Raw genomic sequence first — 23804 nt, 5'->3', positions numbered from 1 at the left:
GCCGCTTCGCGCCAGGAGTTCGCGCCAGCCTGCGGCGCGGTCTCGTCGGAGATGCCGACCTTGACCCAGACGTAGACCGCGAGCAGCGCCACGGGCAGGCCGATCAACGAGGTCAGGACGATAGAACCACGAGAAGCCCGTCCGCTCGACGATGAAGCCGGAGAAGCCTGCCAGCACGCTGCTGGGGAAGGCACAGAGCGAGGTCAGCAGACCGAATTGGCTCGCCGCGTGCTCCGTGGACGCCAGCGTCGACATGTAGGTGATCAGCACGACCGAGGCGAAGGCATAGCCAAGCCGACTGCGTGGCGTAGACTAGCAGGAACGGGATGCCGGAGGTGAAGCCGAGCCCGAGGGCCGGGGCGATCCGCCGGTCAGTGAAGAGCGCCGACCAGAAGGGCGTCTTCTCAGGTGCCGCGATGGCCGGCGCGTTCATGCTCGATCCGCTCTGCTGCGGCCCGCAGCATAGATCAGGTCGAAACGGCCATCCACTGCGCGCGTACGGCGGCTTCGCGTTCGCTTAAGCTGCGAAGGATCCCCTCGCCGTCTCCGCCGGGCTGAGTCGCGTCACCCGCTGGGTCGACCTCCGTGCTACGAAGCCGAGCCCACTCCTGCTCAAGCTTGGCTATCTCGGCGGCATGAAGCCGTCGTGCCTCCTCCGGGTCACGCGTTCCAAGGCTGAAGGAAACGGTTTTCCGGCCATAGGCGGCGGCAACCGCTTTCGGGACGCGCTTGCGCACATAAAAAAAAAGCCGGTCGTCGGGTGCTTATGCGGACGGGACATCGCGAGGACCATGTGCATCACCCGTGTGCATCACTCGGGCGACCCCAACCACATGATCTGACTGAACTTACCGACGAATCAAGCGCTTAGCTGCTTGATGGTGCCCAGGAAAGGACTCGAACCTTCACCTCTTGCGAGACTGGTACCTGAAACCAGCGCGTCTACCAATTCCGCCACCTGGGCCCGCAGCCGCGAGGGCCTGCGTTGGTGACCCTTTAGGGTGCGATCTGAGCGACGTCAATCATGGCGATGCAACGCAGCCGCTACGTGATCGGGGCGGGGCGGTTCTCTTGTTCGGGCTTAAGGACGAGATGATGCCGGCACCGCGCTTCTGTCGGCAGACCATCACGGTCCTTCGCGTGATTCGGTGCAGTGTACAGCCTTGCGCCGCATGAAGCGGCCCGTTACAGCACGCGGGCGCGGCATGGATAAGGCCAGCGCCACCTTTGGCCCTCGTGGCTGGAAAGGTCGGAGGGGTGGCCGAGTGGTTGAAGGCGCACGCCTGGAAAGTGTGTATACCGGAAACGGTATCGCGGGTTCGAATCCCGCTCCCTCCGCCAGAAACCACTCGCAAGATATTGATTTTTCGGAATAATTCTTTCGGTCCTGTGGCGACGCCGCGGTGTTGGCCCTAGTGGCGTCCGCCGGACGGTGGGGTGTTCCGTCGAGGCGAACCCTCGGACCTTCCGCACCTCCGTCTTATACTCGAAAGATGAATCGTAGCGGTTAGCCCCGTCCGGTCCGCGGCGGGCTTCGTGCGCCCCGGCATCAACATCGAGAATGGCGTGACCTTACTTCAGCGCCGACACCGCCTTCAGCGTTTCGAGGAACCTTGAGATCCTTTCGGACCGCCTCGTGCTGAACGCGCAGAGCGGCGTGACCATCCTGCCGAAGATGGCTATCACGAACCGCGCGCTCGACGTCGTCCAGACCGGCCCGGCATCCGGGTCGGTGGCCGGCCCGATCTCGCTGAACAGCTTCGACATGAACTGGTCATCCGGCCTGACGGGTGACTACGGGACCGCCGGCCTGATCGGCGCGGGCGCCGTCTCCGGGGTGATGATGTCGTTCAACGTCGGCGGCCCCAACGCCGCCCAGGTTGGCACCGAAGAGAGCGCGAGCCTCGAACGCCGAGCCCGCGACGCTCACCCGGCGCCCGCCTGTGGGCAAATGCCGCCTTCTCGGATTGCGTCGGAACAACTCGGGCGAGGTGGGATTGGCAGACTCCCCGCCGCCCGGCGGGAGCATCCCGTCAGCGTGCCGAGTGTCCATGCAGTTTCCCCGCGACGATCGAGGCCATCCCAAGACGGAGGCTTTTCACGCGTTCATACGAGAGGCCGGGTTCCCCTGCGTCGGCGCGAAATCGGCGCTGTCGAAGGGCCAGATGCGGATCGTGGTCGCCCGCGACATCACATCCGCCTGGGACGATCTGCGCATCTACCCGGCCCTCCTCGCCTTCGCGGCTCGCTATCGCCGGCAGCCCGACCTGTTCCAGAGCTTCGCCGTCGTGTTCGAAGGACCCGCGGACCTCGACGAGGAGGGCTTCGAGCGGCACCTCTGGGACAGGATCCAGTCGCTCGCCGACAAGGACGCCTGGCTCGGCCATCCCTGGGATGGGCGCGTGGCGCGCGAGCCGGACAACCCGCACTTCTCGCTGAGCTTTGCCGGCGAAGCGTTCTTCGTGGTCGGCCTGCACCCGCATGCCAGCCGGCCGGCGCGGCGGTTCTCCTCGCCGGCCCTGGTGTTCAACCTTCACGCCCAGTTCGAGCAGCTGCGCGAGGCCGGCCGCTACGAGAAGCTGCGCGCGTCCATCCTCCAGCGGGACGAGGCTCTGGCCGGATCGACCAATCCGATGCTGGCCCGCCACGGCGAAGCCTCCGAGGCGCGTCAGTATAGCGGTCGCGCCGTGGACGAGGATTGGCGCTGCCCCTTCCGGCCGCGCAGGAGCGAAGCGGGGGCAGCCGATGTGCGCTGAGGGCGGCATCCACGAGATCGAGCCCCGGTCGGGCGTGGCCTTCACCCTCGATCGCGGCGATCGCCTCACCGTCATCGATCCGCGCGGCGAGCAGGTGGCCGACCTCCTGGCCTTCAACCGTCACGACCTCGACGAGGTGATCTCGTCGGGGCGCACCCTCGACTACGCGAGCCGGATCTACCTGACGACGGGCGACCCCCTCTACTCGAACCGCTCGAACGTGCTGCTGCGCATCGTCGAGGACACCGTCGGGCGCCACGACTTCCTGCTGACGCCCTGCTCGTCCGACACGTTCCGCATCATCTACGGCGACGCCCATCCGCATCGGGGATGCTTCGGCAACCTGGCCGCGGCTCTCCAGCCCTACGGCATCGCGCCGGATCGGATTCCGGTCGCCTTCAACTGCTTCATGAACGTGCCGGTGGACGCCGCAACCGGCGCGCTGAGGGTCGAGCCGCCCCTGAGCCGGGCGGGCGATCACATCAGCTTCGTCGCCGAGAGGGACCTCGTCATCGGCCTCACGGCGTGCTCGGCCCTGCAATCGAACAACGGCCGCTTCAAGCCGATCCACTATCGCATCGAGCGCGGCGAGGGGCGAACGCAACCAGCGTAGCCGTCGGCCGCCGAGACCTCGGTCCAGACGCGGCGGCAGCCTGTGTCGGGCGCGGCAGGGATGCCGCGCCTCGGGTTGATCATCTTCGGAGGGCGCCTTAGCGGCTCTTCTTGTAGAGCTTGCTTGCGATCTCGAAGATCTCCTGGGGAGCGTAGTCGGGCACGAAGGCGCCGTAGTTGCCGTCGAGCTCGGCCATCTTGCCGCCCTCCGGCGCCCCGTCGACGATCTCGAGGTTGCCCGGCGGATCGCCCGGCAGCGCCACCTCGTCGTTCGACCAGACGCCGGCCATCTCCGGATAGTCCGGCGAGCCGAAGGTGTAGAGGCGCCGGTGCGAGCCCTCCTGCAGATATTTCTGGCACTCGGGGATCTTGTCGAGGACGATGTTGGGCGTCGGCAGCATCTTCTCGATCTCGACGCCGGTGAGCTTCTTGATCGCCAGCGCGTAGGCGTGGGCGTGCACCGATCCGCGCACGAGCAGGTAGCCGCAGACCTCGCGACCGGTCGGGTCCTTCAGGGTCTCGTAGACGCGCAGCTTGTGCAGGCGCGCCCCGCACTCGAGGTGGAAGTTGTGCAGCAGGTCGATGATCAGGTTGCCCGTCGTCGTCACCATGTCGACGTTCCAGGACTGGGCGTTCGAGTTCACCGGCGTCGCGCCGCCGGCGTTCTGGAAGAACGCGCCGGCGAGACGGACGTCCTTCATGTCCTCGAAGGGTGCCTGGGAGACGTCCACGTTCTCGGTGTCGTCGCCGGGGCCGTTGTTGAGCAGCGCGACGCCGTTGGAGACCAGCTCGACGTGGCCGAGCTCCTCGGTGAAGATGCTCGACACAAGGCTGTAGAACGGACGCAACTTCGACTTGTTGCGGAAGTTGAAGCTCTGGAACATGTAGTTTCCGAGCGTCGACATCTCGCCGTACTTGCCCCCGAGTAGTTCTTGGAGCGCGGCGGCAGCGTTCGGATCGGGCTTCTTCGGGATCGGCAGTTCGGCCTGAAGGCGATCGAGCCTCATGAACATGGCGGTCGTCTCCTGTCTGCGCGGGGATCGCACAGACGGGCTACCTCAGGGGGCCGGCAATGTTCCCCCGCGGCCGAGCGCTTTCGAAGGATGCCGGCCGCCACGCTCCGACACCGCGTGTCTCGCGGAACCGTCACGCCACCGCCTCGGACGATGAGGCAACGTGCGTCCGGGCCGCGATCGCAACGGCCAGCGCCCGCTTCGGCCGGTGGGGACGAGGCGGGGTCTAACGCTCCCGGTCGTAGCGGAAGGCGTGGGCCACCCGCGGCATGCCGATGCGCGCGTAGTAGCCCTCGACGCCGGGGGCGGCGGTGAGAAGAAGGGAGACCTCCGGCCCCGCCGCCTGCCGCGTCGCCTCGATCAGCCCCTGCCCGATCCCGAGCCCCTGCACGTCGCGGGCGACGGCGAGGTCGGAGAGGTAGGCGCAGAAGGAGAAGTCCGTGAGCGTGCGCGCCACCCCGACGAGCCGCCCGTCGATCCGGGCGGTGACGACCAGGTCGGCACCGGCGAGCATGCGGCCGAGCCGTTCGAGGAACTCGGCCGGGCGCCGGGATGCGAGGCCGGATGCGACGAGGACCTCCTGGAAGGAGGCCGCGTCGAGATCCGGTTCGACCGCGTAGGCGACCGCACCACTCACGGCCGGCCTCACGCCTCCGCGGCGTAGCGGCCGTGGCAGTGCTTGTACTTCTTGCCCGAGCCGCAGGGGCAGGGCTCGTTGCGTCCGACGCGACCCCAGGTGGTGGCGTCTTCGGGATCGCGCTCGAGCACGGCACCGTCCGCCGCCAGCCCGCTGCCGGCAAAGCCGTAGGCGGGACCGCCCCCGCCGTCGCTGCCCGTGCCGAAGGGCGCGCGGGCCATCTCGTTCTCGCCCGTCACCGGGTCGAGATGCTGGGCGAACATCGGCGGCAGGCTCGGCGGGGCTCCGAGGCCGTCGGGCGCGCCCTCCTCGCCCTCCGGCTGCTGGTACATGATCTCGATGCGCGAGAGCTGGCCCGTCACCTGCTCGCGCAAGGATGCCACGAGGCCGTTGAAGAGCTCGAAGGCCTCGGACTTGTACTCGTTGAGCGGGTCGCGCTGGGCGAAGCCGCGCCAGCCGATCACCTGGCGCAGGTGGTCGAGGGTGACGAGGTGCTCCCGCCAGAGATGGTCGAGGGTCTGGAGCAGGACCTGCTTCTCGATATAGGTCATCAGCTCGGGCGTGTTCTTCTCGACGCGGGCCGCGTAGGCCTCGTCGGCGGCCTTGCGCAGGCGCTCGCGGATCTCCTCGTCGGCGATGCCCTCCTCCTTGGCCCAGGCGTCGACGGGCTCATCGAGGTTCAGCACCTCCGCGACGCGGGCCTTGAGGCCTTCCGTGTCCCACTGCTCGGCGTAGGCGTTCTCGGGGATGTGCACGGCCACGAGGTCGTCCACGGTGCCGTGGCGCATCTCGTCGACGGTGTCGCGCACGCTCTCCTGGGCCATGAAGTCCCGGCGCTGCTCGAACACGACCTTGCGCTGATCGTTCATGACGTTGTCGTACTTGAGCACGTTCTTGCGCATGTCGAAGTTGCGCGCCTCGACCTTCTGCTGCGCCTTCTCGATGGCCTTGTTGATCCAGGGGTGGATGATCGCCTCGCCCTGCTCCAGGCCGAGCCGGGTCAGCATCCCGTCCATGCGGTCGGAGCCGAAGATGCGCATCAGGTCGTCCTGAAGCGACAGGTAGAACTTCGAGCGGCCGGGATCGCCCTGGCGGCCGGAGCGGCCGCGGAGCTGGTTGTCGATGCGGCGGGATTCGTGGCGCTCGGTGCCGATGATGTAGAGGCCGCCGGGCAGGTCGCGCTTGCGCCCCGCCTCCGGGTCGGCGGGCTCGCCCGAGGCCAGCACCCGGGTGCGGTTCTCGGCGATCTCGGCCTTGAGCGCCTCGATGGCGGCCTCGCGCTCCGGCCCCTCGGCCACGGAGCCCAGCTCCTTCTCGATGCGCATCTCGAGGTTGCCGCCGAGCTTGATGTCGGTGCCGCGCCCGGCCATGTTCGTGGCGATGGTGATGGCGCCGGGCACGCCGGCCTCGGCCACGATGTAGGCCTCCTGCTCGTGGAAGCGGGCGTTGAGCACCGCGAAGCGCTTCGTCACCCGTCCCTCTCGCGCAGCGGCGTAGACGTCGGTGAGCGCGTTCGGGTCGGAGTAGTCGAGAAGCTTGTAGCCGGCTTTCTTGAGCAGCTCGGCGAGGTACTCGGACTTCTCGATCGAGCCGGTGCCGACGAGGATCGGCTGGTGGCGGGCGTGCGCCTTGTCGATCTCGGCGATGATGCCGGCGTACTTCTCCTCGACGGTCCGGTAGACCTCATCGTCCTCGTCGACGCGCTCGACCTCCTTGTTGGTCGGGATCTCGACCACCTCGAGCTTGTAGATCTCCGCGAACTCGTCGGCCTCGGTTGCGGCTGTGCCGGTCATGCCGGCGAGCTTCTTGTAGAGGCGGAAGTAGTTCTGGAAGGTGATCGAGGCGAGCGTCTGGTTCTCGGGCTGGATCGTGACCCGCTCCTTGGCCTCCAGTGCCTGATGAAGCCCCTCCGAATAGCGCCGGCCCTGCATCATGCGGCCGGTGAACTCGTCGATGATGACGACCTCGTCGTTCTTGACGATGTAGTCCTTGTCCAGCGTGAAGAGGGTGTTGGCGCGCAGCGCCTGGTTGACGTGGTGGACGAGGGTGACGTTGTGGGCGTCGTAGAGGTCGCCCTCCTTGAGAAGGCCGGCCTCGCGAAGCGCCTCCTCCACGAACTCGTTGCCGGCCTCGGTGAGCGAGACGGTGCGCTGCTTCTCGTCGAGGTCGTAGTGCTCGGGCACGAGCATCGGCATGATCGCGTCGACGGCGACGTAGAGCTCCGAGCGGTCGTCGACGGGCCCGGAGATGATGAGCGGCGTGCGCGCCTCGTCGATGAGGATCGAGTCGACCTCGTCGACGATGGCGAAGTTGTGCCCGCGCTGGGACATCTGCCCCAGCTCGTACTTCATGTTGTCGCGCAGATAGTCGAAGCCGAACTCGTTGTTGGTGCCGTAGGTGATGTCGCAGGCATAGGCCTCGCGGCGCTGCCCGTCGTCGAGCCCGTGGACGATGGTGCCGACCGAGAGCCCCAGGAAGCGGTAGACCCGGCCCATCCACTCCGCGTCGCGGGAGGCGAGGTAGTCGTTGACGGTGACGACGTGGACGCCCTTGCCTTCCAGCGCGTTGAGATAGACGGCGAGCGTGGCGACGAGCGTCTTGCCCTCGCCGGTCTTCATCTCGGCGATGCCGCTCTCGTGGAGCACCATGCCGCCGATCATCTGCACGTCGAAATGGCGCTGGCCGAGCACCCGCTTGGCCGCCTCGCGCACGGTGGCGAAAGCCGGTACCAGGATGTCGTCGAGGCTCTTGCCCGCCGCGAGCTCCGCCTTCAGCTCCTCGGTGCGGGCGCGGAGCTGATCGTCGGAAAGCGCCTGGATCTCCGGCTCGAGCGCGTTGATCGCGGCGACGCGCGGGCGGTAGCCCTTGACCCGCCGGTCGTTGGACGAGCCGAAAATCTTCTTGGCGAGGGCACCGAGCATCGAAGGGAACCTGTGGTCGAGATGGGCCGTACCGGCCGGCGTTTGGGCGCGCTTATAGAGGTATATATCGGGGGGCGCACCTGAAAGAGCCGGGCCTGCGGCCAGCTCGACCGGCGCGGCGCGCGTCCATGCGAAAGGGCCGTCCGCGCCGCCCCGGAAGGGCGGTCGGACGGCCTCGATGTCGCAGCGCTCGGGTCGGAGAGCGCGGGCCCGCGGAGCCCGCGCCGCTTCAGTTGATCTCGCAGAAGCCGGCGCCGGAGCCGGTGATGCGGCCGCTGGCGCACCAGGGCGCCTCCGGCTTCGCCACGGCGGGCGCGGGGCGGGACTCCGGAGCCGGATCGGCCGAGGCGCGGCGGGGCAGCAGCTCGATGGCGCCGGGCGTCGCCGCCACCGGCACCGGACCGTTCAGGCCAGCGGGGCTCGGGCCGGTGCGCAGGGTCAGGGGCGGCGTCGCGGTCCAGATCCCGCCGAAGGAGCGGCGCCCCTTCGCCTCGGCGGTGCCGGCGAGCCCGACAAGGGCCACGACCGCGACGATAGACAGCCTGCGCATGCGCCCTCTCCCTCGATGGAACCCGGGCCGAGGCTAGCGGGGCCGCCTTAACGAAGGCTCGCGGCGATCGCTCGCAATGCACCGATCGCGCTCGCCGGGTCGCGACTTGCGTTCGGCGACCGCGCACGCCACCTCTTTCGCCGCCCCTGGCCCGCGTCGCGCGGGCCGGCTCACCCCGCGCGCTCGACGGGCGGGGCCCGAAGACGACCCGAGGAAACCGCCACGCCATGCCGAAGCCCGTCCTCTCCCTGCGCGCCAGCGCGCTCGCCCTCGCGCTGAGCCTGCCGGGCGGCGTGGCCTTCGCCCAGGCTCCGACCCCGGCCGCGCCGGATACCGTGGTGGCGACCGTCAACGGCGCGAAGATCACCCAGGGCGATCTCGCGGTCGCGGCGGACGATCCGGCCCTGTCCCTGCCGGGGGTGGACGAGGAGCAGAAGAAGAACCTCCTTGTCGACTACATGGTCGACCTCCGGGTCGGCGCGCAGGCGGCCGAGGCCGCCAAGGTCGGCGACACCCCCGAGTTCAAGCGCAAGCTCGCCTATTTCCGCGACAAGCTCCTCCTCGACGAGTACCTGGAGCGGGAGTCGAAGAAGGCGGCGACGCCCGAGGCTGCCAAGGCCCTCTACGACCAGACCGCCAAGGCGATGAAGCCCGAGGAGGAGGTGCGCGCCCGCCACATCCTCGTCGACAACGAGGCCGACGCGAAGGCCATCGCCCAGCGCCTCAAGGGCGGCGAGGACTTCGCCAAGGTCGCCGCCGAGGTCTCCAAGGATCCGGGCTCCAAGACGGAGGGCGGCGATCTCGGCTTCTTCACCAAGGAGCGCATGGTCGCCCCCTTCGCGGAGGCCGCCTTCGCCCTGCCGGTGGGCCAGGTCTCGGACCCGGTGAAGACCCAGTTCGGCTGGCACGTCATCAAGGTCGAGGAGAAGCGCACCAAGCCGGTGCCGAGCTTCTCCGAGATGAAGGACCAGGTCGACCAGTACCTGACCCGCAAGGCCCAGCAGGACATCATCCTGAAGCTGCGCGAGGGCGCCAAGGTCGAGCGCGTCGGCGCCGCAGCCACCCCCGCGAAGCCGGACGAGCCGAAGAAGCCCTGACGCGGGCCTCGGCGGTGCGTCCCTTTCTCCCCGCCCGCGGGGAGAGGGGGCGTCGCGCCTGCCCCCCCTACACCCAGCCCTTGAGCTCCCGGGCGACGACGTGCTCGATCACCCGCATCCCGAGGTCGCCGTCGTTGAGGCAGGGGATGTAGGCGAAGCGCTCGCCGCCGTTCTCCTCGAAGTAGTGGCGGTTCTCGCCGTCGAGCTCCTCCAGGGTCTCGAGGCAGTCGGCGGTGAAGCCCGGCGCCACGATCGCCATGCGCTTGACGCCGCTTTTCGCCAGCGCCTGCACGGTCTCGTCGGTGTAGGGCTTCAGCCACTCCTCGTTGCCGAAGCGGGACTGGAAGGTCGTGCGCATCCGCTCGGGCGAGAAGCCAAGCGCCTCGCGGATGAGGCGGCCCGTCTTCACGCACTGGCAGTGGTAGGGGTCGCCCTTCAGGAGGTAGCTCTTCGGCACTCCGTGGAACGAGGTCAGGATCACCTCGGGCTCGAAGTCGAGCTTGGCCAACCCCTCCCGGATCGATTGGGCGATGGCCTCGATGTAGACGGGATCGTCGTGGTAGGGCGGCGAGACCCGCACCGTCGGCTGCCAGCGCATCTTCATGAGCGCCTTGAAGGCCTGGTCGCAGGCGGTGGCCGAGGTCGCCGCCGCGTATTGCGGATAGAGCGGCACCAGCAGGATGCGGTCGCAGCCCCGGTCGAGCAGCGCCTGGATGCGCGCCGACACCTCCGGCTTGCCGTAGCGCATCGCCCAGTCGACCACGACGGAATCGCCCATCGCCGCCTGGAGCCTCTCGCACTGGCCCCGCGTGATGGTCTTGAGCGGCCCCTCGTCCCGCTCCTTGTTCCAGATGCTCGCGTAGTCCCGGCCCTTCGGCCCCGGCCGCTTCGTGAGGATGATGAGGTTGAGAAGCGGCCACCAGATCAGGCGCGGCACCTCGATGACCCGGCGGTCGGAGAGGAACTCCTTGAGGTAGGCCCGCATCGGCCAGTAGCTCGTGGCTTCCGGCGTACCGAGATTCATGATCAGCACGCCCACCCGGCCGCAGCGGATGGCGGGGTGGTCCGCGGGCATCGCGGCGGCGCCGGCGAGGAGGGTCGGTTCGACGCGTTCGTTCATCGCTCTCACGGCGCCCGCGGCGTCCGCCCTCTCCAAGACCGCGGCCGCGCCGGGGCCCACGGTTGTCGGCGCTGTCATATCGAACTAGGGCTCGGAGTCAGCCATCGAAGCCGCATCCGAAGGGCGCGACATGCCGTCTCCCCGCTACTTCATCAACCACTTCATGCCGTTCACGGGCTACCCGTACAAGGGCGCGCCCTCGGCCTGCAACCTGTGCGGATCGACCGAGAGCGTCGTCGTCGCCGAGAGCGACCGGCGCCTCAAGGTGCTGCGCTCCATCGCCTGCGAGCAATGCGGGCTGATCCGCACCGATCCGATGCCGACGGTGCCCGAGCTCGCCGACTACTACGCCACCGCCTACCGGGCGGACTACCAGCTCGCCTTCGCCGGTGGCCCGCCGCCCCACCACCTCAAGCGCTCGGCGAGGGAGGCGGAGTTCCGCGCGAGCCTGCTGGCGCCGAAGCTGACGGCGGGCGCCCGCCTCCTCGATTTCGGCTCCGGCTCCGGCGAGTTCCTGGCCGCGGCGCGGGCGCGGGGCTGCGAGGTGATCGGCGTCGAGCCCGGCCGCGACTACGCGGCCTACGCCCGCACGCATCACGGCGTCGAGGTCCTCGACGACGCGGACGACGCCACCTTCGCCCCGGCCTCCTTCGACGTGATCTCGACCCACCACGTCATGGAGCACCTGCGCGACCCCGCCGACGTGATCGAGCGCCTCGCCCGCTGGCTGAAGCCCGACGGCGTGCTCTACGCGGCGGTGCCGAACATGGCCGCCACCGGCAAGCCGCCCCATGAGCGCTTCCACTTCGCCCATGTCCACGGCTTCGTGCGCGACACCTTCGACCTCACCGCGCGCCGGGCCGGGCTCGTGCCCCATCCGGACTACTGGCGGGAGGACACGACGGTGGTCTACGCCAAAACCGACGCGCCCGTGCCGGCGCTCAGCAATCCCGGCCTCGCGCAGCGGCTCGCCGCCGAATTGAAGCCGATGCCGCCTGCCGCCTACCTCGCCTCCGGCGCCTGGATCTGGCCGATGGTCCGCCGCAACGCCAAGGCGGTGCGCGACACCTTCGTGTCGAAGTAGCGCGCTATACGCGTCCCGCCCGGGAAGCGGGCGGACCCGGATACACCACCGATGACGCGCCCCAGCCGCCGCCAGACCTTCGGCCTCGGAGCGGGCGCGCTCGCCGCGGGCCTGCCGTCCGCCGCCCCGGCGCAGGAGGGCGGTCCGGCGGCGCCGGCACCCGAGCCGACCTTCAGCCTGCTCCTCGTCAACGACGTCTACCAGATGGCCGAGGCCGAGGGCCGCGGCGGCTTTGCCCGGCTCGCGGCGGTGGTGAAGGCCGAGCGGGCGCGGGGCGTCCCGATGCTCTACGCGCATGCCGGCGACACGCTCTCCCCCTCCCTGATGTCGGGCTTCGACCGGGGCGCGCATATCGTGGCGCTGCTCAACCTCGCGCCGCCGGACGTGTTCGTGCCCGGCAACCACGAGTTCGATTTCGGCCCCGAGATCTTCGCCGAGCGGGTGCGGGAGGCGAGCTTTCCGGTCTTCGCGGCGAACCTCCGCGACACCGGCGGCGGGACGCTGCCGGGGCTGCGGGACCGGATCGTCCTCACCCTCGGCGGCCTTCGCGTCGGGATCGTCGGCATCGCGCTTTCGAGCACGCCGGAGAAGTCGCAGAGCGGGTCCCTGCGCTTCGCCCCCGAGCTGGCGAGCCTCGCCGACCAGTGCGCCGCCTTGCGCGAGGAGGGCGCAGAGGTCGTCGTCGCGGTGGCCCACACCGCCCGGCCCACCGATCTCGCCATCGCCGAATCGGGGCTCGTCGACATCCTGCTGTCGGGCCACGACCACGACCTGTTCCTGCGCTACGACGGCACCTGCGCCGTCGTGGAGTCGAGCGTCGACGCCCACTACGTCACCTCCGTCGACGTGTTCGCGCAGATCGCCGGGAAGGGACGGGACCGCCGGGTGAGCTGGCGCCCGAGCTTCCGCGTCCACGACACCGCCGCGGTGACGCCGGACCCGGAGACCCTGGCCCGCGTGCGCGGCTACGAGGACGCGCTCTCCCGCGAGCTCGACGTGCCGGCCGGCGAGACCGGAATCGCCCTCGACAGCCGCATCGCCACCGTGCGGGCGCGGGAATCGAGCTTCGGCGACCTCGTGGCCGACGCCCTGCGGGAGGCGACCGGCGCCGAGGTCGCGCTCACCAACGGCGGCGGCATCCGCGGCGACCGGCTCTACCCGGCGGGCACCGTTCTGACGCGGCGGGACATCCTCACCGAGCTGCCCTTCGGCAACACCACCGCCCTCGTCGCGATGACCGGCGCCGGGCTCCGCGCCGCCCTGGAGCACGGGCTCGCCGATTACGGGCGGCCCTCCGGCCGCATGGCGCAGGTCTCCGGCCTCGTCGTGCGGCTCGATCCCGCCGCCGCGCCCGGCCGCCGGATCGTCTCCGTCGAGGTCGGCGGCGCGCCCCTCGACGCGGCCCGTACCTACCGGGTCGCCACCAACTCCTTCCTCTACGAGGGCGGCAACGGCTATGCCAGGTTCAAGCAGGGCCGCACCCTGATCGCGCCGAGCGACGGGCGGCTCCTCGCCAACGAGGTCATGGCCTATCTCCGGCGGCACGCGCCGCTCTCCTCCGAGGCGGGCGGGCGCATCCTCGCAGAGCCGTCACCGGAGCGATCGAGCACACCATGACGGGACCGGTCCGCGCCGCACTCGACGCTTTCCGCGCGGCGGGCTCCGACTGGGCGCGCCTGCCCTTCTTCGCGGACGGCGCCGCCGAGGCCGTCGCGGCGCGGGTCGATGCCCGGATCGCCGAGGGCGCGCGGGTCCTGCCGGACCCCCAGAGAATCTTCCGGGCCTTCGCGCTGACGCCGCTGCCCGCCGTCAAGGCGGTGATCCTCGGCCAGGACCCCTACCCCACGCCGGGCGATGCCAACGGGCTCGCCTTCTCCCATGTCGGCGCCGGGCGCTTGCCGGCCTCGCTCAAGGTGATCCTCGCCGAGGCGATGCCGGATGAGCGCCCCCGCACCGGCGACCTCACGCTCTGGGCGGAGCGGGGCGTGCTCCTCCTCAACACCGCGCTCACCGTCGAGGCGGGCAAGGCCGGCGCACACCTGCGCTTCGGCTGGTCGCGACTGGCGGACGAGGCGGTGGCGGCGGTCTCCGCCCGGCCCGAGCCCGCGGTGTTCCTGCTCTGGGGCGCTCAGGCGCGGGCGCGGGCGGTGCTGATCGACGCTGCCCGACACGGGATCGTCGAGAGCGGCCACCCCTCGCCCCTCAACCGGGCCCGCGACTTTCCGGGCAGTCGCCCGTTCGCCGCAGCGAACGACTGGCTCGCCGCCCGCGGGCGCGACCCGATCGACTGGCGCCTGCCTTAGGCGGCGAGCGCCCGCTTCACCGTGGAGCGCAGGTCGGAGAGCGAGAAGGGCTTCGTCAGCACGTCGGTGACGATGGCGTCGAGGCCGCGGGCCCGCTCGCGCTGGTCGGCAAAGCCCGTCATCAGCAGGATCGTCAGGTCCGGGAAGTCGCGCTTGGCGGCGAGCGCCAGGGCGATGCCGTCCATGAGCGGCATGCGGATGTCGGTGAGCAGAAGGTCGAAGCCGCCGTCGGCCTCGTTGAGGCGGTCGAGCCCGTCGCTGCCGTCGATGGCGGTGATCACGGCATGGCCGTCGATCTCGAGGCCGCGCTTCAGGAAGCCCCGGACCGTCTCTTCGTCGTCCACGAGGAGAATGCGCGCCATCGTCCCGTCGTCACCCATCCGATCGCGCGAAACACGCAATGCCTTCAGCCGCTTGTCAAGCTTCGCCGCGGCGAAAGGTTGCAGCGCGGCGGTTCAGGCGCCGTCGAACAGGCCCGGATCGGGGCTCGCATAGTCGACCACGCCCACGAACGGGAGCTGCCGGAAGGCGTGGGCCGCGTCCATGCCGTAGCCGACCACGAACACGTCGGGGCAGGTGAAGCCGACGAAGTCGGCCTCGATGCTCACTGCCCGCTTGCCCGGCTTCTCGAGGAGGACGGTGGTCAGCACCCGCCGCGCGCCGCGCGCCGCGAGCAGGTCCTTGGCGAAGACCAGGGTACGGCCGGATTCGAGGATGTCGTCCACGAGCAGCACGTCGCGCCCGCGAACCTCGCTCTGCACATCGCGCAGGATCTCGACCTGGCCGGAGGAGACCGTCGCCTCGCGGTAGCTCGACAGGTGCACGAACTCGACCTGCGGCGCGAGCCCGACCCGGTGCAGCGCCCGCAGCAGGTCGGCGGCGAACATGAAGCTGCCCTTCAGCACCGCGACCACGAGCAGGTCTCGCGGCGCGGCATCCCGCACCGCCGCGGCGATCTCCTCGTTGCGCCTAGCGATGGCGGTCTCGTCGAATAGGACGCGGACGCGGTGGCTCGGGACTGTCATGCCACGCTTATAGCAGGCGCCCGCGGGATCGGCGCGCCCGAATCGCGGGCGGCGCGATGCCTCAGTGGGCGCGTCGGGCGTCCGTGCCGGGCTCCGCGTCGGCGAAGCGGACCTCGATGGAGCGGCCGGCCTCCGGCGAGTCCAGGAAGCGGGCCCGGAACCGCGCCCGCTCGCCCTCGGCGAGCACCGCCCGGGGCGCGGGCACCGGCAGGCTGGTCAGGGTCCGGCCGTCGCCGTCGCGGATCTCGACCTCCATCGGCGGCACCGGGGCATCGCCGCGTGCGACCCCGAGGATGTCGCCCTCGATCACCAGCTCCGCCGGCTGGCCGGGGCCGCCCGGGTTGCGGAAGGCGTCGACGTCGCGGATCTCGATGCCGCGCAGGTTCACCGGCAGGCCGATGCGGGCGTAGAGCCCCGCGGTCTGCGGCATCGCCCGCACGATCGGCACCCGGGCGAGGCAGGCGAGCGGCAGCGCGGCTATCAGCGCCAGCACCGCCGCGGCGGCGGGCGACAGACCCTTGCGCTTGGGCGCCTTCTTCGCGGGCCGGCCCCGCGGCTTTCCCTTGCGGCGCGGGGCGGGGGGAACGTTGTCGAGGACGGGACCGGGCGGGGCGGCCTCGGGCGGCGGTGCGGGCGCCGCGTCCCCCTGCGCGGGTTCGGCGACGGCGGCCTCGGCGAGGCCCCAGGCATCGAGATCCGTATCGAGATCCGCGTCGGGCTCGGGCTTCGGCGGGGAGGCGGAGGCCGGCGCGGCGCCGAGAGCCTCGGCCTGGGCGGCGATCACCTCGGCCGGCGACACGAACCAGGTCTCGCGGCAGGCCCCGCAGCGCACGGAGCGTCCCTCCGGCCCGAGCTTGTCGGGATCGATGCGGAAGGAGCTGGCGCAGCTCGGGCAGGTGAGCATCATGGCGGGACGTCCCGGCCCCGGACCGCGCGCGGGCATGAGGGGCAGGATTCCTTCTGTGCGCCCGCATGGTTAATCTGGCGTGAAGCACGCGCCCGGCTTGCAATGCCGGGCCCGGCCGCCCATTCCGGCGGCTTGCGAGGATCGGGCGCGACGACCGCTGTGACATCCGCTACCGGCACGATCACGCGGGCTCCCCGCGACAGCCTCCTGGCGGGGGCCGAGGCGCCCGTCGTCGCCTTCGAGAACGTCGGCATGCGCTACGGCCTCGGGCCGGAGGTGCTGCGCGACGTGAGCTTCCGCATCGCGCCGCGCTCCTTCCAGTTCCTCACCGGCCCCTCGGGCGCGGGCAAGACCACGCTGCTACGCCTCATCCTGCTCTCGGTGCGCCCGACGCGAGGGCTCGTCTCGGTGTTCGGGGAGGAGGTCAGCGGCATCTCGAGCGCCAAGCTGACGGGTCTGCGCCGCCGAATGGGCGTGGTCTTCCAGGATTTCCGGCTGCTCGATCACCTCACCACCTACGAGAACGTCGCGCTCCCCCTGCGCGTCCAGGGCCGGGCGGAGACGAGCTACCGGGCGGAGGTCGTGGAGCTGCTGCGCTGGGTCGGCCTCGGCGAGCGCATGCACGTGCTGCCCCCGCTCCTGTCGGGCGGCGAGAAGCAGCGCGCGGCGATCGCCCGCGCCCTGATCGCCCGGCCCGAGCTGCTGCTCGCCGACGAGCCCACCGGCAACGTCGACCCCGGCCTCGGCCGGCGCCTGCTGCGGCTGTTCGTGGAGCTGAACCGGCTCGGCACCTCCGTGATCATCGCGACCCACGATTACGGCCTCATGGACCTCGTCGAGGCGCGCCGCATGGTGCTCGGCGACGGTCGGCTGCACGTCGAGGACTGATGGCCAGCAGCCCCTCCCCCGCCGCGCCGGCGACCGCCGAGCCGTTCCTGCCGCCGACGCTCCGGCGCAACGCGCCCCTGGTGCCGACCGATTCGGCCGCGAGCCGCTCGCTGGCCGCCGTCATCGCCATCCTCACCTTCCTCGCCGCCCTCTGCGCGGGCGCTGCCGAGATCGCCGCGACGAGCGCGAGCGAGTGGCAGGGCTCGGTCGCCCGCGAGGTGACGATCCAGATCCGGCCCGGCCCCGGCCGCGACGTCGAGGCCGACATCGCCAGGGCCGAGGCGCTGGCCAGGGCCGAGCCCGGCGTCGCCGGGACGCGGGTGTTCTCGAAGGCCGAAGCCGAGCGCCTGCTGGAGCCCTGGCTCGGCAGCGGGCTCGACCTCTCGGACCTGCCGGTGCCGCGCCTCGTCACGCTCCGCCTGTCGGAAAGCCCGTCCGCGGATCTCAAGCACCTGCGCGCGGCGCTCGCCGAGGCGCTGCCGGGGGTCGCGAGCCTCGACGACCACGCCCTCTGGCTCCAGCGGCTCTCGACCATGGCCAACACCTTCGTCGGCGTCGGGATCGCCGTCGTCGCCCTGGTGCTCGTCGCGACGGGGCTCGCGGTGGCCTTCGCCACCCGCGGCGCCATGGCCGGCAACCGCGAGGTGGTGGAGGTGCTCCACTTCGTCGGCGCCGACGACGACTTCATCGCCCGCGCCTTCCAGCGCCGCTTCTTCGGCCTCGGCCTGCGGGGCGGCGCCATCGGGGCGGCCTGCGCCGTGGCCGCCTTCGCGCTCGCCGGGCTCATGGCCCGCGCCTGGCGCTCGGGACCGGCGGGGCAGGAGCTCGAAGCGCTTTTCGGCAGCTTCCATGTCGGCTGGCGGGGCTATGCCAGCGTCCTGCTCATCGGCGTCATCGCCTCGGTGGTGACGGGGGTGGTCTCGCGGCTTACCGTGCGGCGCTTCCTCGCCTGACCCCGGTCGGGCCGGAACCGGGCCGGGAAGAGACAAATTTGCCCTTCGCCCGAGCGGGTCGGCGGGTGCGTTAACCATTTGTGCACCTTTGCGGGACGCAAATGGCCCTTCGACCGCCGTAATCGCCGCGCAGCCTCGGAGGATGACGCCGCGGATGCCTCGCGCAACCGACAACCCCATGGAGGCCTTCGGCTGGGCCTGGAAGGCTCCGGAGGCGCCCCGGCGCCTTGCCCTTCCGCGGCCCGCGATCCGGCTCTCCGTGCGGCGGAGCCTGGCGCTCGCGGCGCTCGGTCTCGGCGGCCTCGCCGGGGCGGCCTTCCTCGCCGGCTTCCTTGCCTTCGTCGCGCTCCTGGAACGGGCCGAGCGCTTCCCCGTGGATCGCGCCGACGGCATCGTCGCTCTCACCGGAGGGTCGCAACGCATCGAGGACGCGATCGCGCTGCTCGCCGCAGGCCACGGGCGCCGGCTCCTGATCAGCGGCGTCAACGAGCGCACCACCCGTGAGGAGATCGCCCGGCTCAACCCGACCCAGCGCCACTGGATCGCCTGCTGCGTCGACCTCGACTACCGGGCCCGCAACACCATCGGCAACGCCATCGAGACCCGGCGCTGGATGCGGGCGAACCGCTTCGAGACCGTCGCCGTGGTGACCTCGAACTATCACATGCCCCGCACGCTCATCGAGTTCGGGCACGCCTTGAAGGACGAGGACGCGATCTGGGCCGGCGAGCGCGTGCTGCCCCATCCCGTCGTGTCGGAGGGGGTCGACCCGGACCAGTGGTGGCGCCAGCCGGCGACCGCGCGCCTGCTCGCGTCCGAGTACGTGAAGTTCCTGGCGGCCTGGCTGCGCACCCGCGTCGAGAACGACCCGGAGCATTCCCGCGCGGCGGTGCTGCTCGGCGGCCGCAAGCCCGTGAACGGCCTGCCCGGCCCGCTCGTCGCCAACGCGGCCCGCTAGAGGGGGCTCAGCGCCCCTTGCAGCGCTCCCTGAGGGCGCTCGCGAACTCCTTCTCCGAGGCCTGCACCTGAGCGAGGCGCTCGTTGCGCTCGGAGCCCGAGAGGCAGCGGCCGTAGACGCTCGCCACCCGCCGCATCGTGTCGACGTGCCGGCGCCAGATGCGGCAGCTCTTGGCCTCGTCGCCGTCGGTCTGCTCGAGCTGGTCGATCGCCACCCGCTGCATGGACTGGGCGACGAGCACGTCGCGGGCGCAGGTCCCGTCGGCACCGGCCTGGGCCATGGCGCCGGTCGGCAGCAGGGCGAGGGTCAGGGCCGCCGCGAGGCGGGACGCGGGAGGGCGCATCGGAACTCCCTCAGGCGGCCTGGGGCGCCGTGGTGCGGGTGAGCAGCGCGTAGAGCGCGGCGCTGTCGCGGGCCCCCCGGATGCGCTCCAGCATGCCGGGCTCGCGCAGAATGCGCGCGACCTGGGCCAGCGCCTTGAGATGATCGGCACCCGCCCCCTCGGGGGCGAGCAGCAGGAAGGCGATGTCGACGGGCTGCCCGTCGAGCGCCTCGAAGTCCACCGGCCGCTCCAGGCGGGCGACGAGGCCGAACAGGCGGTCGAGCCGGGCGAGCTTGCCGTGGGGGATGGCGACGCCGTCGCCGATGCCGGTGGAGCCGAGCCGCTCCCGCTGGAGCAGGGTCTCGAAGACCTCGCGCTCGTCGAGGGCCGGCAGGTGGCGGACCGCCTCGGCGCTCAGCTCCTGGAGCACCTGCTTCTTGGCCCGCGCGCGCAGCGACGCCACGACGGAGGTCGGATCGAGGAACTCGAGCACCGGCATGGACGAGATCAGCCCCATGGGAAGCGGGTCCGGGAGCGCGCTTAGCGCCTCTCGAATCCGCCGCAGCGTGACCGGCCCCGACCGTTCCGTGTGGGCCCGTCCCGGATTCAAGCGCCGTGCCTGGAACCGGTTCCTCTCCGGCGGGCCGCCCGTCAGGCGCCCGCGGCGAGCGGGTCGACCCAACCGATCGCCCCGTCGCTGCGCCGGTATACGACGTTGATGCGTCCGGTGCCAGCGTGAACGAAGACGATCACCGGCGCGCCCGTGAGGTCGAGGGCGGTGACGGCCTCGCTCACCGAGCGCCGCTGCAGGGTCTTGGTGCTCTCGGCGACGACCGGCGGATGCGCCTCGCCCTCGGCCTCGCCGTCGTCGTCCTCCTCCTCGTCGTCGTGGACGGGTGCGGCGAACACGGCGTAGGCCGCCTCGACGGTGGCGCCGTTATGCTCGGCCGCACCGTGGTCCTTGAGCTTGTGCTTGTAGCGGCGCAGGCGCTTCTCAAGACGGTCGGCGGTCTGCTCGAAGCTCGCCCGCGGGTCGTGCGCGGCCGAGGACGCCTCGATGGTCAGCCCCGAGACGAGGTGCAGCACGCAGTCCGTGCGATAGGCTGTGCCGTCGCGGCGCAGGGTGACGTGGCCGGAGCAGGTGTCGCTCATGTGGGTGTCGAGATACTTCGCGATCGTTCCCGCCATCCGCTCCTCGACCCGCCCCCGCAGGGCGTCCCCGAGATCGATGCCGTGACCCGTCACCCGAAGTCCACCCATGTCGCGTCCGCTCCCTGTCGATCGGCGTGAGCCCGAGTTAAGGAGCCGCGACTCCGGAAGTCAACGCGCCGCCCGAGACCGGATGCCGCCCGCGCTCAGACGAGGCGGGCGAGGTGTCCGCACAGGATCGCGAAGGAGGCGTCCCAGGAGAAGTGCGCTGCGGCCTCGATGCAGCGGCGGGACAGCGCCCGGCGGCCGGACGCGTCGAGGGCCGCGACGGCCGCGATCCGGTCCGAGAGGTCCTCGACCGAGAGCGGATCGAAATGGAGCGCCGCATCGCGGCCGACCTCGGGCAGGCTCGAGCTCAGCGAGGAGAGGCAGGGCGTGCCGAGCGAGAGGCTCTCCAGCACCGGCAGGCCGAAGCCCTCGTAGAGCGAGGCGTAGACGCTGAAACGCGCCCGGCGCAGCAGGGCGTACTTGGCGAACTCGTCGAGGAAGCCGGTGTGCAGGATGCGCCCGCGCTCGAAGCCCCGGCGCACGGGCTCGGGCAGGGCGAGCCGGTCCTCCAGCCAGCCGGGCGGGCCGGCGAAGACGAAGCGATAGGCGTCGAGAAGCTCCGGCCTCGCCTCGATCAGCGCGAAGATCAGCGCGTGGTTCTTGCGCGGCTCGCGGGTGCCGAGCACCAGCACGAAGGGCTCGGCGGGCTTCCCGCCGAACTCGGCCTCGAAGCGCAGGGCGAGGTCCGGCGACCACTCGACGGCGTTCGGCATCGCCGCGAGGCGGCTGCGGGGCGGGCCGAGATAGTGGGCCACGTCCTCCAGCGTCGCGTCGGAGACGCAGAGGGTGAGATCGTTGCTCGCCACCTCGGCGTGGAGCGTCTCCAGGTGGAAGCGGATGTTGCGGGCGGCGTGGAACTCCGGCGTCACCAGGGTCGAGAGGTCGTGGACGACGCTGACCTCCCGGTCGAACATCCCCGGCACCGGCTTCACGGAGGGGTAGAACCCGAGCGCCGGCCCGCTGCACCGGTAGAGGTCGAGGGGCGCGAAGGGGCGCGTCCGCCCCATGATCTCGGGCGCGAGGAGGGCGCCGGTGCGCCGCGCCAGCAGCTCGGCGATGTCGGCGTGCCCGATCAGGGTATCGTCGCGGAAGAACGAGACCCGCTCGGGCATCCGCGCCAGGAAGCGCTCGGAGAGCGCCGCGGCGACGACGGGGATGCCGGTCCAGACATCTGCCAGAAGCGGCGTCGCCTCGACGTAGAGATGCGCGTCCGCCACCTCCATCCGGGCGGCCAGCGCCGCGACGGCCTTGCCCGCGGCGCTCATGCGCGGCCTCCCGGCACGCCCGTGAACAGGGCGGGATCGATGGCAGGCGGCATCGGCGGCGCGAAGGGGGCCGCGACCTCCCCGAACAGGGCCTGCGCGGCGGCGAGAAGCTCCATGCAGGCCCGGCGCGAGGGCCGCGCCGTCTCGATCAGGCGGACGCCCCGCGTCTCCTCGAACCGCTCCAGGCGCCGGTCCGGGTCGACGGGTCCCTCCGCCGGCGCGGGATCGTGCGTGACGAAGGGCAGGCCGAGCGCCCGGAGACGCGCCTCCACGAAGGCGCGCTCGGGATCGCCGCCGTCGAGGATCACGCCGGGGAAGAGATGGCGCAGCGCCGGGGCGGGCACCGGCCGGCGCACCCGCGCCACGAACAGGGCCTTGCGCGCGAGATCGCCCTCGCGCCGCGCCAGCACCGCGCCGGCCTCCTCGACGAGCCGGGTCAGGCGCGGCTCCAGCGCGTCCTCGTTGTAGGGCAGGAGCGTGAGGCCGAGGCCGGTCTCCGCCGGCCCCGGAAAGCGGGCGAAGGCGAGCACGATGTCGGGCACGGCGCTGCCGGGATCGGCGAGGTTCCAGGGGAGCGCCACCGTCGGGCCCGGCGCGCCGGGCGTCGGGTCCGCGCCCGGGAGCGCCGCGAAGGCGCGGCGCTCGATCCGCCCGCTCGCGAGGGCGGCCTGCGCCTCCCGAGGGCCGTCCGCACCCCTGGCCCAGGCGGCGATGTCCGCGGCCGGGAAGCCGGCGGGCAGATCCGCGTGCTCCGGCCGCTCGCCGTGAAGGCCGGTCAGGATCGCGTCGGAGGCGTAGCGCAGCACCCGGCCGAGGGCCGCCGGCACCGCGGCACGGGCAGCGAAGGGGTTGGCGCTGATCCGGATCTCCCGCCGGCTCGGCGCCTCAGCGAGGAGATGCGCGTTCGGGGCGAACTTCAGGAGCCGGCAGTCCCGCAACGGGCCGAAGCGCAGGTGGGGCGGAGGGCCGCCTGTGCGCGAAGGCGCGGGCAGCAGGCGCTCGATACGGGCGAAGGTCTCCGGCGCGTGGAACATCTCGGGCGCCGGCAGGAACACGGGCGGCGCGCCGGCCTCGGTAAGGAGGCGCCGGACGATCCCCGCCTGCGCGTCGGCCCCGAACAGCACCTGATCGGGCTCGAAGGCCTCGGCCGGCAGCGCCATGGCGCGGTAGCGGCTCGCGACCCCCGGCAGGCTGAAGGCGAGCGGCCCCGGTCTCACGCCCGTCACCGGCGGTGTCCGAAGGGCTGGACGGTTCCGACCATGCGCTGTCCGAGGGCCGTGCCCCGCGGGGCGCGGAGGATGAGGCTCACGCCTCAAGCATGTCGCGCATCGGGGAGCGCCGGTCGAGAGGGGAATCCGCGGATGCGGCCCGCGCAGGTTGTGGACAGAGCCGCCGCCGCTGGCGCGCCACGGAGGCAAGGCGTTAACCCAATCTTAACCAGGCGATTGCCGCGGGGCCCCGGCCGTGAGAGCTTCGTTAATGAAAGCTTAACGGATCGGTTCAAATGCGTGGCGTTCAGGGTCGTCGCATCGGAGGCAGGTGGTCGAGGCCGCTGCCGTGGGTCGTGGCGGCGCTGCTCGCGGCCGGTCCGGCGAGCGCCACGGAGACGCGTCTCGCCGCGCTTCCCGCGCCCGCTCCCGTCGCCACCGTGACGGGGTCCGCCAAGCCTCTGGTGGCGTGGGTTGCGTTCTGCGAGGCGTATGCGGCGGAGTGCGCGGTGGACCCTTCCGAGCCGGCGCGGATCGCGCTGACCGCGCAGGTCTGGGCGAGCGTCGTCTCGGTCAACCGCCGGGTCAACCGCAGCATCCGCGCCGTGACCGACATGGAGCATCTGGGCGTCGCCGACCGCTGGGACCTCGCCGAGGACGGCTCGGGCGACTGCGAGGACTTCCAGCTCCTCAAGCGCCACCTGCTCGCCAAGGCCGGGCTGCCGCGGCGCGCCATGCGCATGACCGTGGTCATCGACGAGAAGGGCGAGGGCCACGCCGTGCTCACCCTGCTCACCGACCGCGGCGACCTCGTCCTCGACAACAAGACCAGCGCCGTCCTGCCCTGGCACCAGACCGGCTACACCTTCATCAAGCGCGAGAGCCAGGACGCCATCGCCTGGGTCTCGCTCGGCGGCCTCTCATCCCC

Annotated in this window: 25 protein-coding genes, 2 tRNA genes and 1 pseudogene; 11 read left to right on the top strand and 17 right to left on the bottom strand. The window is 71.3% G+C overall.

Annotated elements, in window-relative coordinates:
• Positions 1 to 23: 23 nt before the first annotated feature.
• From MFF04_RS20465 to MFF04_RS20460, 3 genes and pseudogenes are all read right to left on the bottom strand, one after another.
• Positions 24 to 288: pseudogene (locus MFF04_RS20465) on the bottom strand (AmpG family muropeptide MFS transporter); the annotation flags it as partial.
• Positions 289 to 467: 179 nt separating this feature from the next.
• On the bottom strand, positions 468 to 737 hold the full coding sequence (locus tag MFF04_RS22000) for a DUF6538 domain-containing protein (protein WP_306424004.1): 270 nt from the start codon (positions 735 to 737) through the stop codon (positions 468 to 470).
• 142 nt (positions 738 to 879) lie between these two features.
• Positions 880 to 964 (bottom strand) — tRNA-Leu (locus MFF04_RS20460).
• A 287-nt stretch (positions 965 to 1251) separates the two neighbouring features.
• On the opposite strand from MFF04_RS20460, the gene MFF04_RS20455 reads away from it, so the two are divergent.
• Positions 1252 to 1341 (top strand) — tRNA-Ser (locus tag MFF04_RS20455).
• Positions 1342 to 1572: 231 nt separating this feature from the next.
• On the opposite strand, the gene MFF04_RS20450 is transcribed toward MFF04_RS20455, so the two are convergent.
• Positions 1573 to 1767, bottom strand: coding sequence for a hypothetical protein (locus MFF04_RS20450; protein ID WP_238278649.1), 195 nt, complete (start codon positions 1765 to 1767; stop codon positions 1573 to 1575).
• Positions 1768 to 2051: 284 nt separating this feature from the next.
• Here MFF04_RS20450 and gntA point away from each other — a divergent pair, with 284 nt between their 5' ends.
• A complete protein-coding gene (gene gntA / locus MFF04_RS20445) occupies positions 2052 to 2756 on the top strand; it encodes a guanitoxin biosynthesis heme-dependent pre-guanitoxin N-hydroxylase GntA (RefSeq protein WP_238278648.1) in 705 nt (234 codons plus the stop codon).
• Positions 2746 to 3369, top strand: a complete 624-nt coding sequence (locus tag MFF04_RS20440) for a DUF1989 domain-containing protein (protein ID WP_238278646.1) — start codon at positions 2746 to 2748, stop codon at positions 3367 to 3369. Before gntA ends, MFF04_RS20440 begins: the two co-directional genes overlap by 11 nt.
• 97 nt (positions 3370 to 3466) lie before the next feature.
• Here MFF04_RS20440 and MFF04_RS20435 read toward each other — a convergent pair whose 3' ends face one another.
• The 4 genes from MFF04_RS20435 to MFF04_RS20420 form a co-directional block, all read right to left on the bottom strand.
• Positions 3467 to 4381, bottom strand: a complete 915-nt coding sequence (locus tag MFF04_RS20435; protein ID WP_238278644.1) for a manganese catalase family protein — start codon at positions 4379 to 4381, stop codon at positions 3467 to 3469.
• 226 nt (positions 4382 to 4607) lie between these two features.
• Complete coding sequence (locus MFF04_RS20430; protein WP_238278642.1) at positions 4608 to 5018, bottom strand: GNAT family N-acetyltransferase; 411 nt, start codon at positions 5016 to 5018, stop codon at positions 4608 to 4610.
• Between the two features lie 8 nt (positions 5019 to 5026).
• Positions 5027 to 7939 (bottom strand): preprotein translocase subunit SecA, encoded by a 2913-nt coding sequence (gene secA, locus MFF04_RS20425; protein WP_238278640.1) that lies wholly within the window; start codon positions 7937 to 7939, stop codon positions 5027 to 5029.
• Between the two features lie 229 nt (positions 7940 to 8168).
• A complete protein-coding gene (locus MFF04_RS20420; protein ID WP_238278638.1) occupies positions 8169 to 8489 on the bottom strand; it encodes a hypothetical protein in 321 nt (106 codons plus the stop codon).
• 227 nt (positions 8490 to 8716) lie between these two features.
• Here MFF04_RS20420 and MFF04_RS20415 point away from each other — a divergent pair, with 227 nt between their 5' ends.
• Positions 8717 to 9586 carry a peptidylprolyl isomerase gene (locus tag MFF04_RS20415; protein ID WP_238278636.1) on the top strand — a complete coding sequence of 290 codons (870 nt, stop codon included), beginning with the start codon at positions 8717 to 8719 and terminating at the stop codon, positions 9584 to 9586.
• A 67-nt stretch (positions 9587 to 9653) separates the two neighbouring features.
• Here the strand turns inward: MFF04_RS20415 and hemH are convergent, their stop codons facing one another.
• Positions 9654 to 10706, bottom strand: coding sequence for a ferrochelatase (hemH, locus tag MFF04_RS20410; RefSeq protein ID WP_238278633.1), 1053 nt, complete (start codon positions 10704 to 10706; stop codon positions 9654 to 9656).
• A gap of 130 nt (positions 10707 to 10836) precedes the next feature.
• Here hemH and MFF04_RS20405 point away from each other — a divergent pair, with 130 nt between their 5' ends.
• The 3 genes from MFF04_RS20405 to MFF04_RS20395 are packed head-to-tail and all read left to right on the top strand — an operon-like array spanning position 10837 to position 14093.
• Positions 10837 to 11790, top strand: coding sequence for a class I SAM-dependent methyltransferase (locus MFF04_RS20405; protein WP_238278631.1), 954 nt, complete (start codon positions 10837 to 10839; stop codon positions 11788 to 11790).
• 51 nt (positions 11791 to 11841) lie between these two features.
• Positions 11842 to 13407 (top strand): bifunctional metallophosphatase/5'-nucleotidase, encoded by a 1566-nt coding sequence (locus MFF04_RS20400; protein WP_238278628.1) that lies wholly within the window; start codon positions 11842 to 11844, stop codon positions 13405 to 13407.
• Positions 13404 to 14093 (top strand): uracil-DNA glycosylase, encoded by a 690-nt coding sequence (locus MFF04_RS20395; protein WP_238278626.1) that lies wholly within the window; start codon positions 13404 to 13406, stop codon positions 14091 to 14093. Before MFF04_RS20400 ends, MFF04_RS20395 begins: the two co-directional genes overlap by 4 nt.
• On the opposite strand, the gene MFF04_RS20390 is transcribed toward MFF04_RS20395, so the two are convergent.
• From MFF04_RS20390 to MFF04_RS20380, 3 genes are all read right to left on the bottom strand, one after another.
• A complete protein-coding gene (locus MFF04_RS20390) occupies positions 14090 to 14455 on the bottom strand; it encodes a response regulator (protein WP_238278624.1) in 366 nt (121 codons plus the stop codon). The two genes, MFF04_RS20395 and MFF04_RS20390, sit on opposite strands and share 4 nt — an antisense overlap.
• A 93-nt stretch (positions 14456 to 14548) precedes the next feature.
• Complete coding sequence (gene hpt / locus MFF04_RS20385; protein ID WP_238278622.1) at positions 14549 to 15118, bottom strand: hypoxanthine phosphoribosyltransferase; 570 nt, start codon at positions 15116 to 15118, stop codon at positions 14549 to 14551.
• A gap of 61 nt (positions 15119 to 15179) precedes the next feature.
• A complete protein-coding gene (locus MFF04_RS20380) occupies positions 15180 to 16025 on the bottom strand; it encodes a zinc-ribbon domain-containing protein (protein WP_238278620.1) in 846 nt (281 codons plus the stop codon).
• A 252-nt stretch (positions 16026 to 16277) separates the two neighbouring features.
• On the opposite strand from MFF04_RS20380, the gene MFF04_RS20375 reads away from it, so the two are divergent.
• From MFF04_RS20375 to MFF04_RS20365, 3 genes are all read left to right on the top strand, one after another.
• Complete coding sequence (locus MFF04_RS20375; RefSeq protein WP_238278707.1) at positions 16278 to 16913, top strand: cell division ATP-binding protein FtsE; 636 nt, start codon at positions 16278 to 16280, stop codon at positions 16911 to 16913.
• A complete protein-coding gene (locus MFF04_RS20370) occupies positions 16913 to 17866 on the top strand; it encodes a cell division protein FtsX (RefSeq protein ID WP_238278618.1) in 954 nt (317 codons plus the stop codon). Before MFF04_RS20375 ends, MFF04_RS20370 begins: the two co-directional genes overlap by 1 nt.
• A gap of 154 nt (positions 17867 to 18020) precedes the next feature.
• Positions 18021 to 18824, top strand: coding sequence for a YdcF family protein (locus tag MFF04_RS20365; RefSeq protein WP_238278616.1), 804 nt, complete (start codon positions 18021 to 18023; stop codon positions 18822 to 18824).
• A 7-nt stretch (positions 18825 to 18831) separates the two neighbouring features.
• On the opposite strand, the gene MFF04_RS20360 is transcribed toward MFF04_RS20365, so the two are convergent.
• From MFF04_RS20360 to MFF04_RS20340, 5 genes are all read right to left on the bottom strand, one after another.
• Positions 18832 to 19167: a hypothetical protein gene (locus MFF04_RS20360; protein WP_373320129.1), complete on the bottom strand. Its 336-nt coding sequence runs from the start codon at positions 19165 to 19167 to the stop codon at positions 18832 to 18834.
• Positions 19168 to 19177: 10 nt separating this feature from the next.
• A complete protein-coding gene (ptsN, locus tag MFF04_RS20355) occupies positions 19178 to 19645 on the bottom strand; it encodes a PTS IIA-like nitrogen regulatory protein PtsN (protein WP_238278703.1) in 468 nt (155 codons plus the stop codon).
• 152 nt (positions 19646 to 19797) lie between these two features.
• Positions 19798 to 20406: a ribosome hibernation-promoting factor, HPF/YfiA family gene (hpf, locus tag MFF04_RS20350; protein ID WP_238278614.1), complete on the bottom strand. Its 609-nt coding sequence runs from the start codon at positions 20404 to 20406 to the stop codon at positions 19798 to 19800.
• Positions 20407 to 20501: 95 nt separating this feature from the next.
• Positions 20502 to 21668 carry a glycosyltransferase family 4 protein gene (locus tag MFF04_RS20345; RefSeq protein ID WP_238278612.1) on the bottom strand — a complete coding sequence of 389 codons (1167 nt, stop codon included), beginning with the start codon at positions 21666 to 21668 and terminating at the stop codon, positions 20502 to 20504.
• On the bottom strand, positions 21665 to 22894 hold the full coding sequence (locus MFF04_RS20340) for a hypothetical protein (protein WP_238278609.1): 1230 nt from the start codon (positions 22892 to 22894) through the stop codon (positions 21665 to 21667). Before MFF04_RS20340 ends, MFF04_RS20345 begins: the two co-directional genes overlap by 4 nt.
• 278 nt (positions 22895 to 23172) lie before the next feature.
• On the opposite strand from MFF04_RS20340, the gene MFF04_RS20335 reads away from it, so the two are divergent.
• Positions 23173 to 23804, top strand: a 632-nt coding sequence (locus tag MFF04_RS20335) for a transglutaminase-like cysteine peptidase (RefSeq protein WP_238278607.1), incomplete at its 3' end; no start/stop codon positions are given.

The organism is Methylobacterium jeotgali, assembly GCF_022179345.1.
In the GTDB taxonomy this organism is placed as follows: Bacteria; Pseudomonadota; Alphaproteobacteria; order Rhizobiales; family Beijerinckiaceae; genus Methylobacterium; species Methylobacterium jeotgali.
This window is presented reverse-complemented; position numbering and strand designations above follow the sequence as displayed.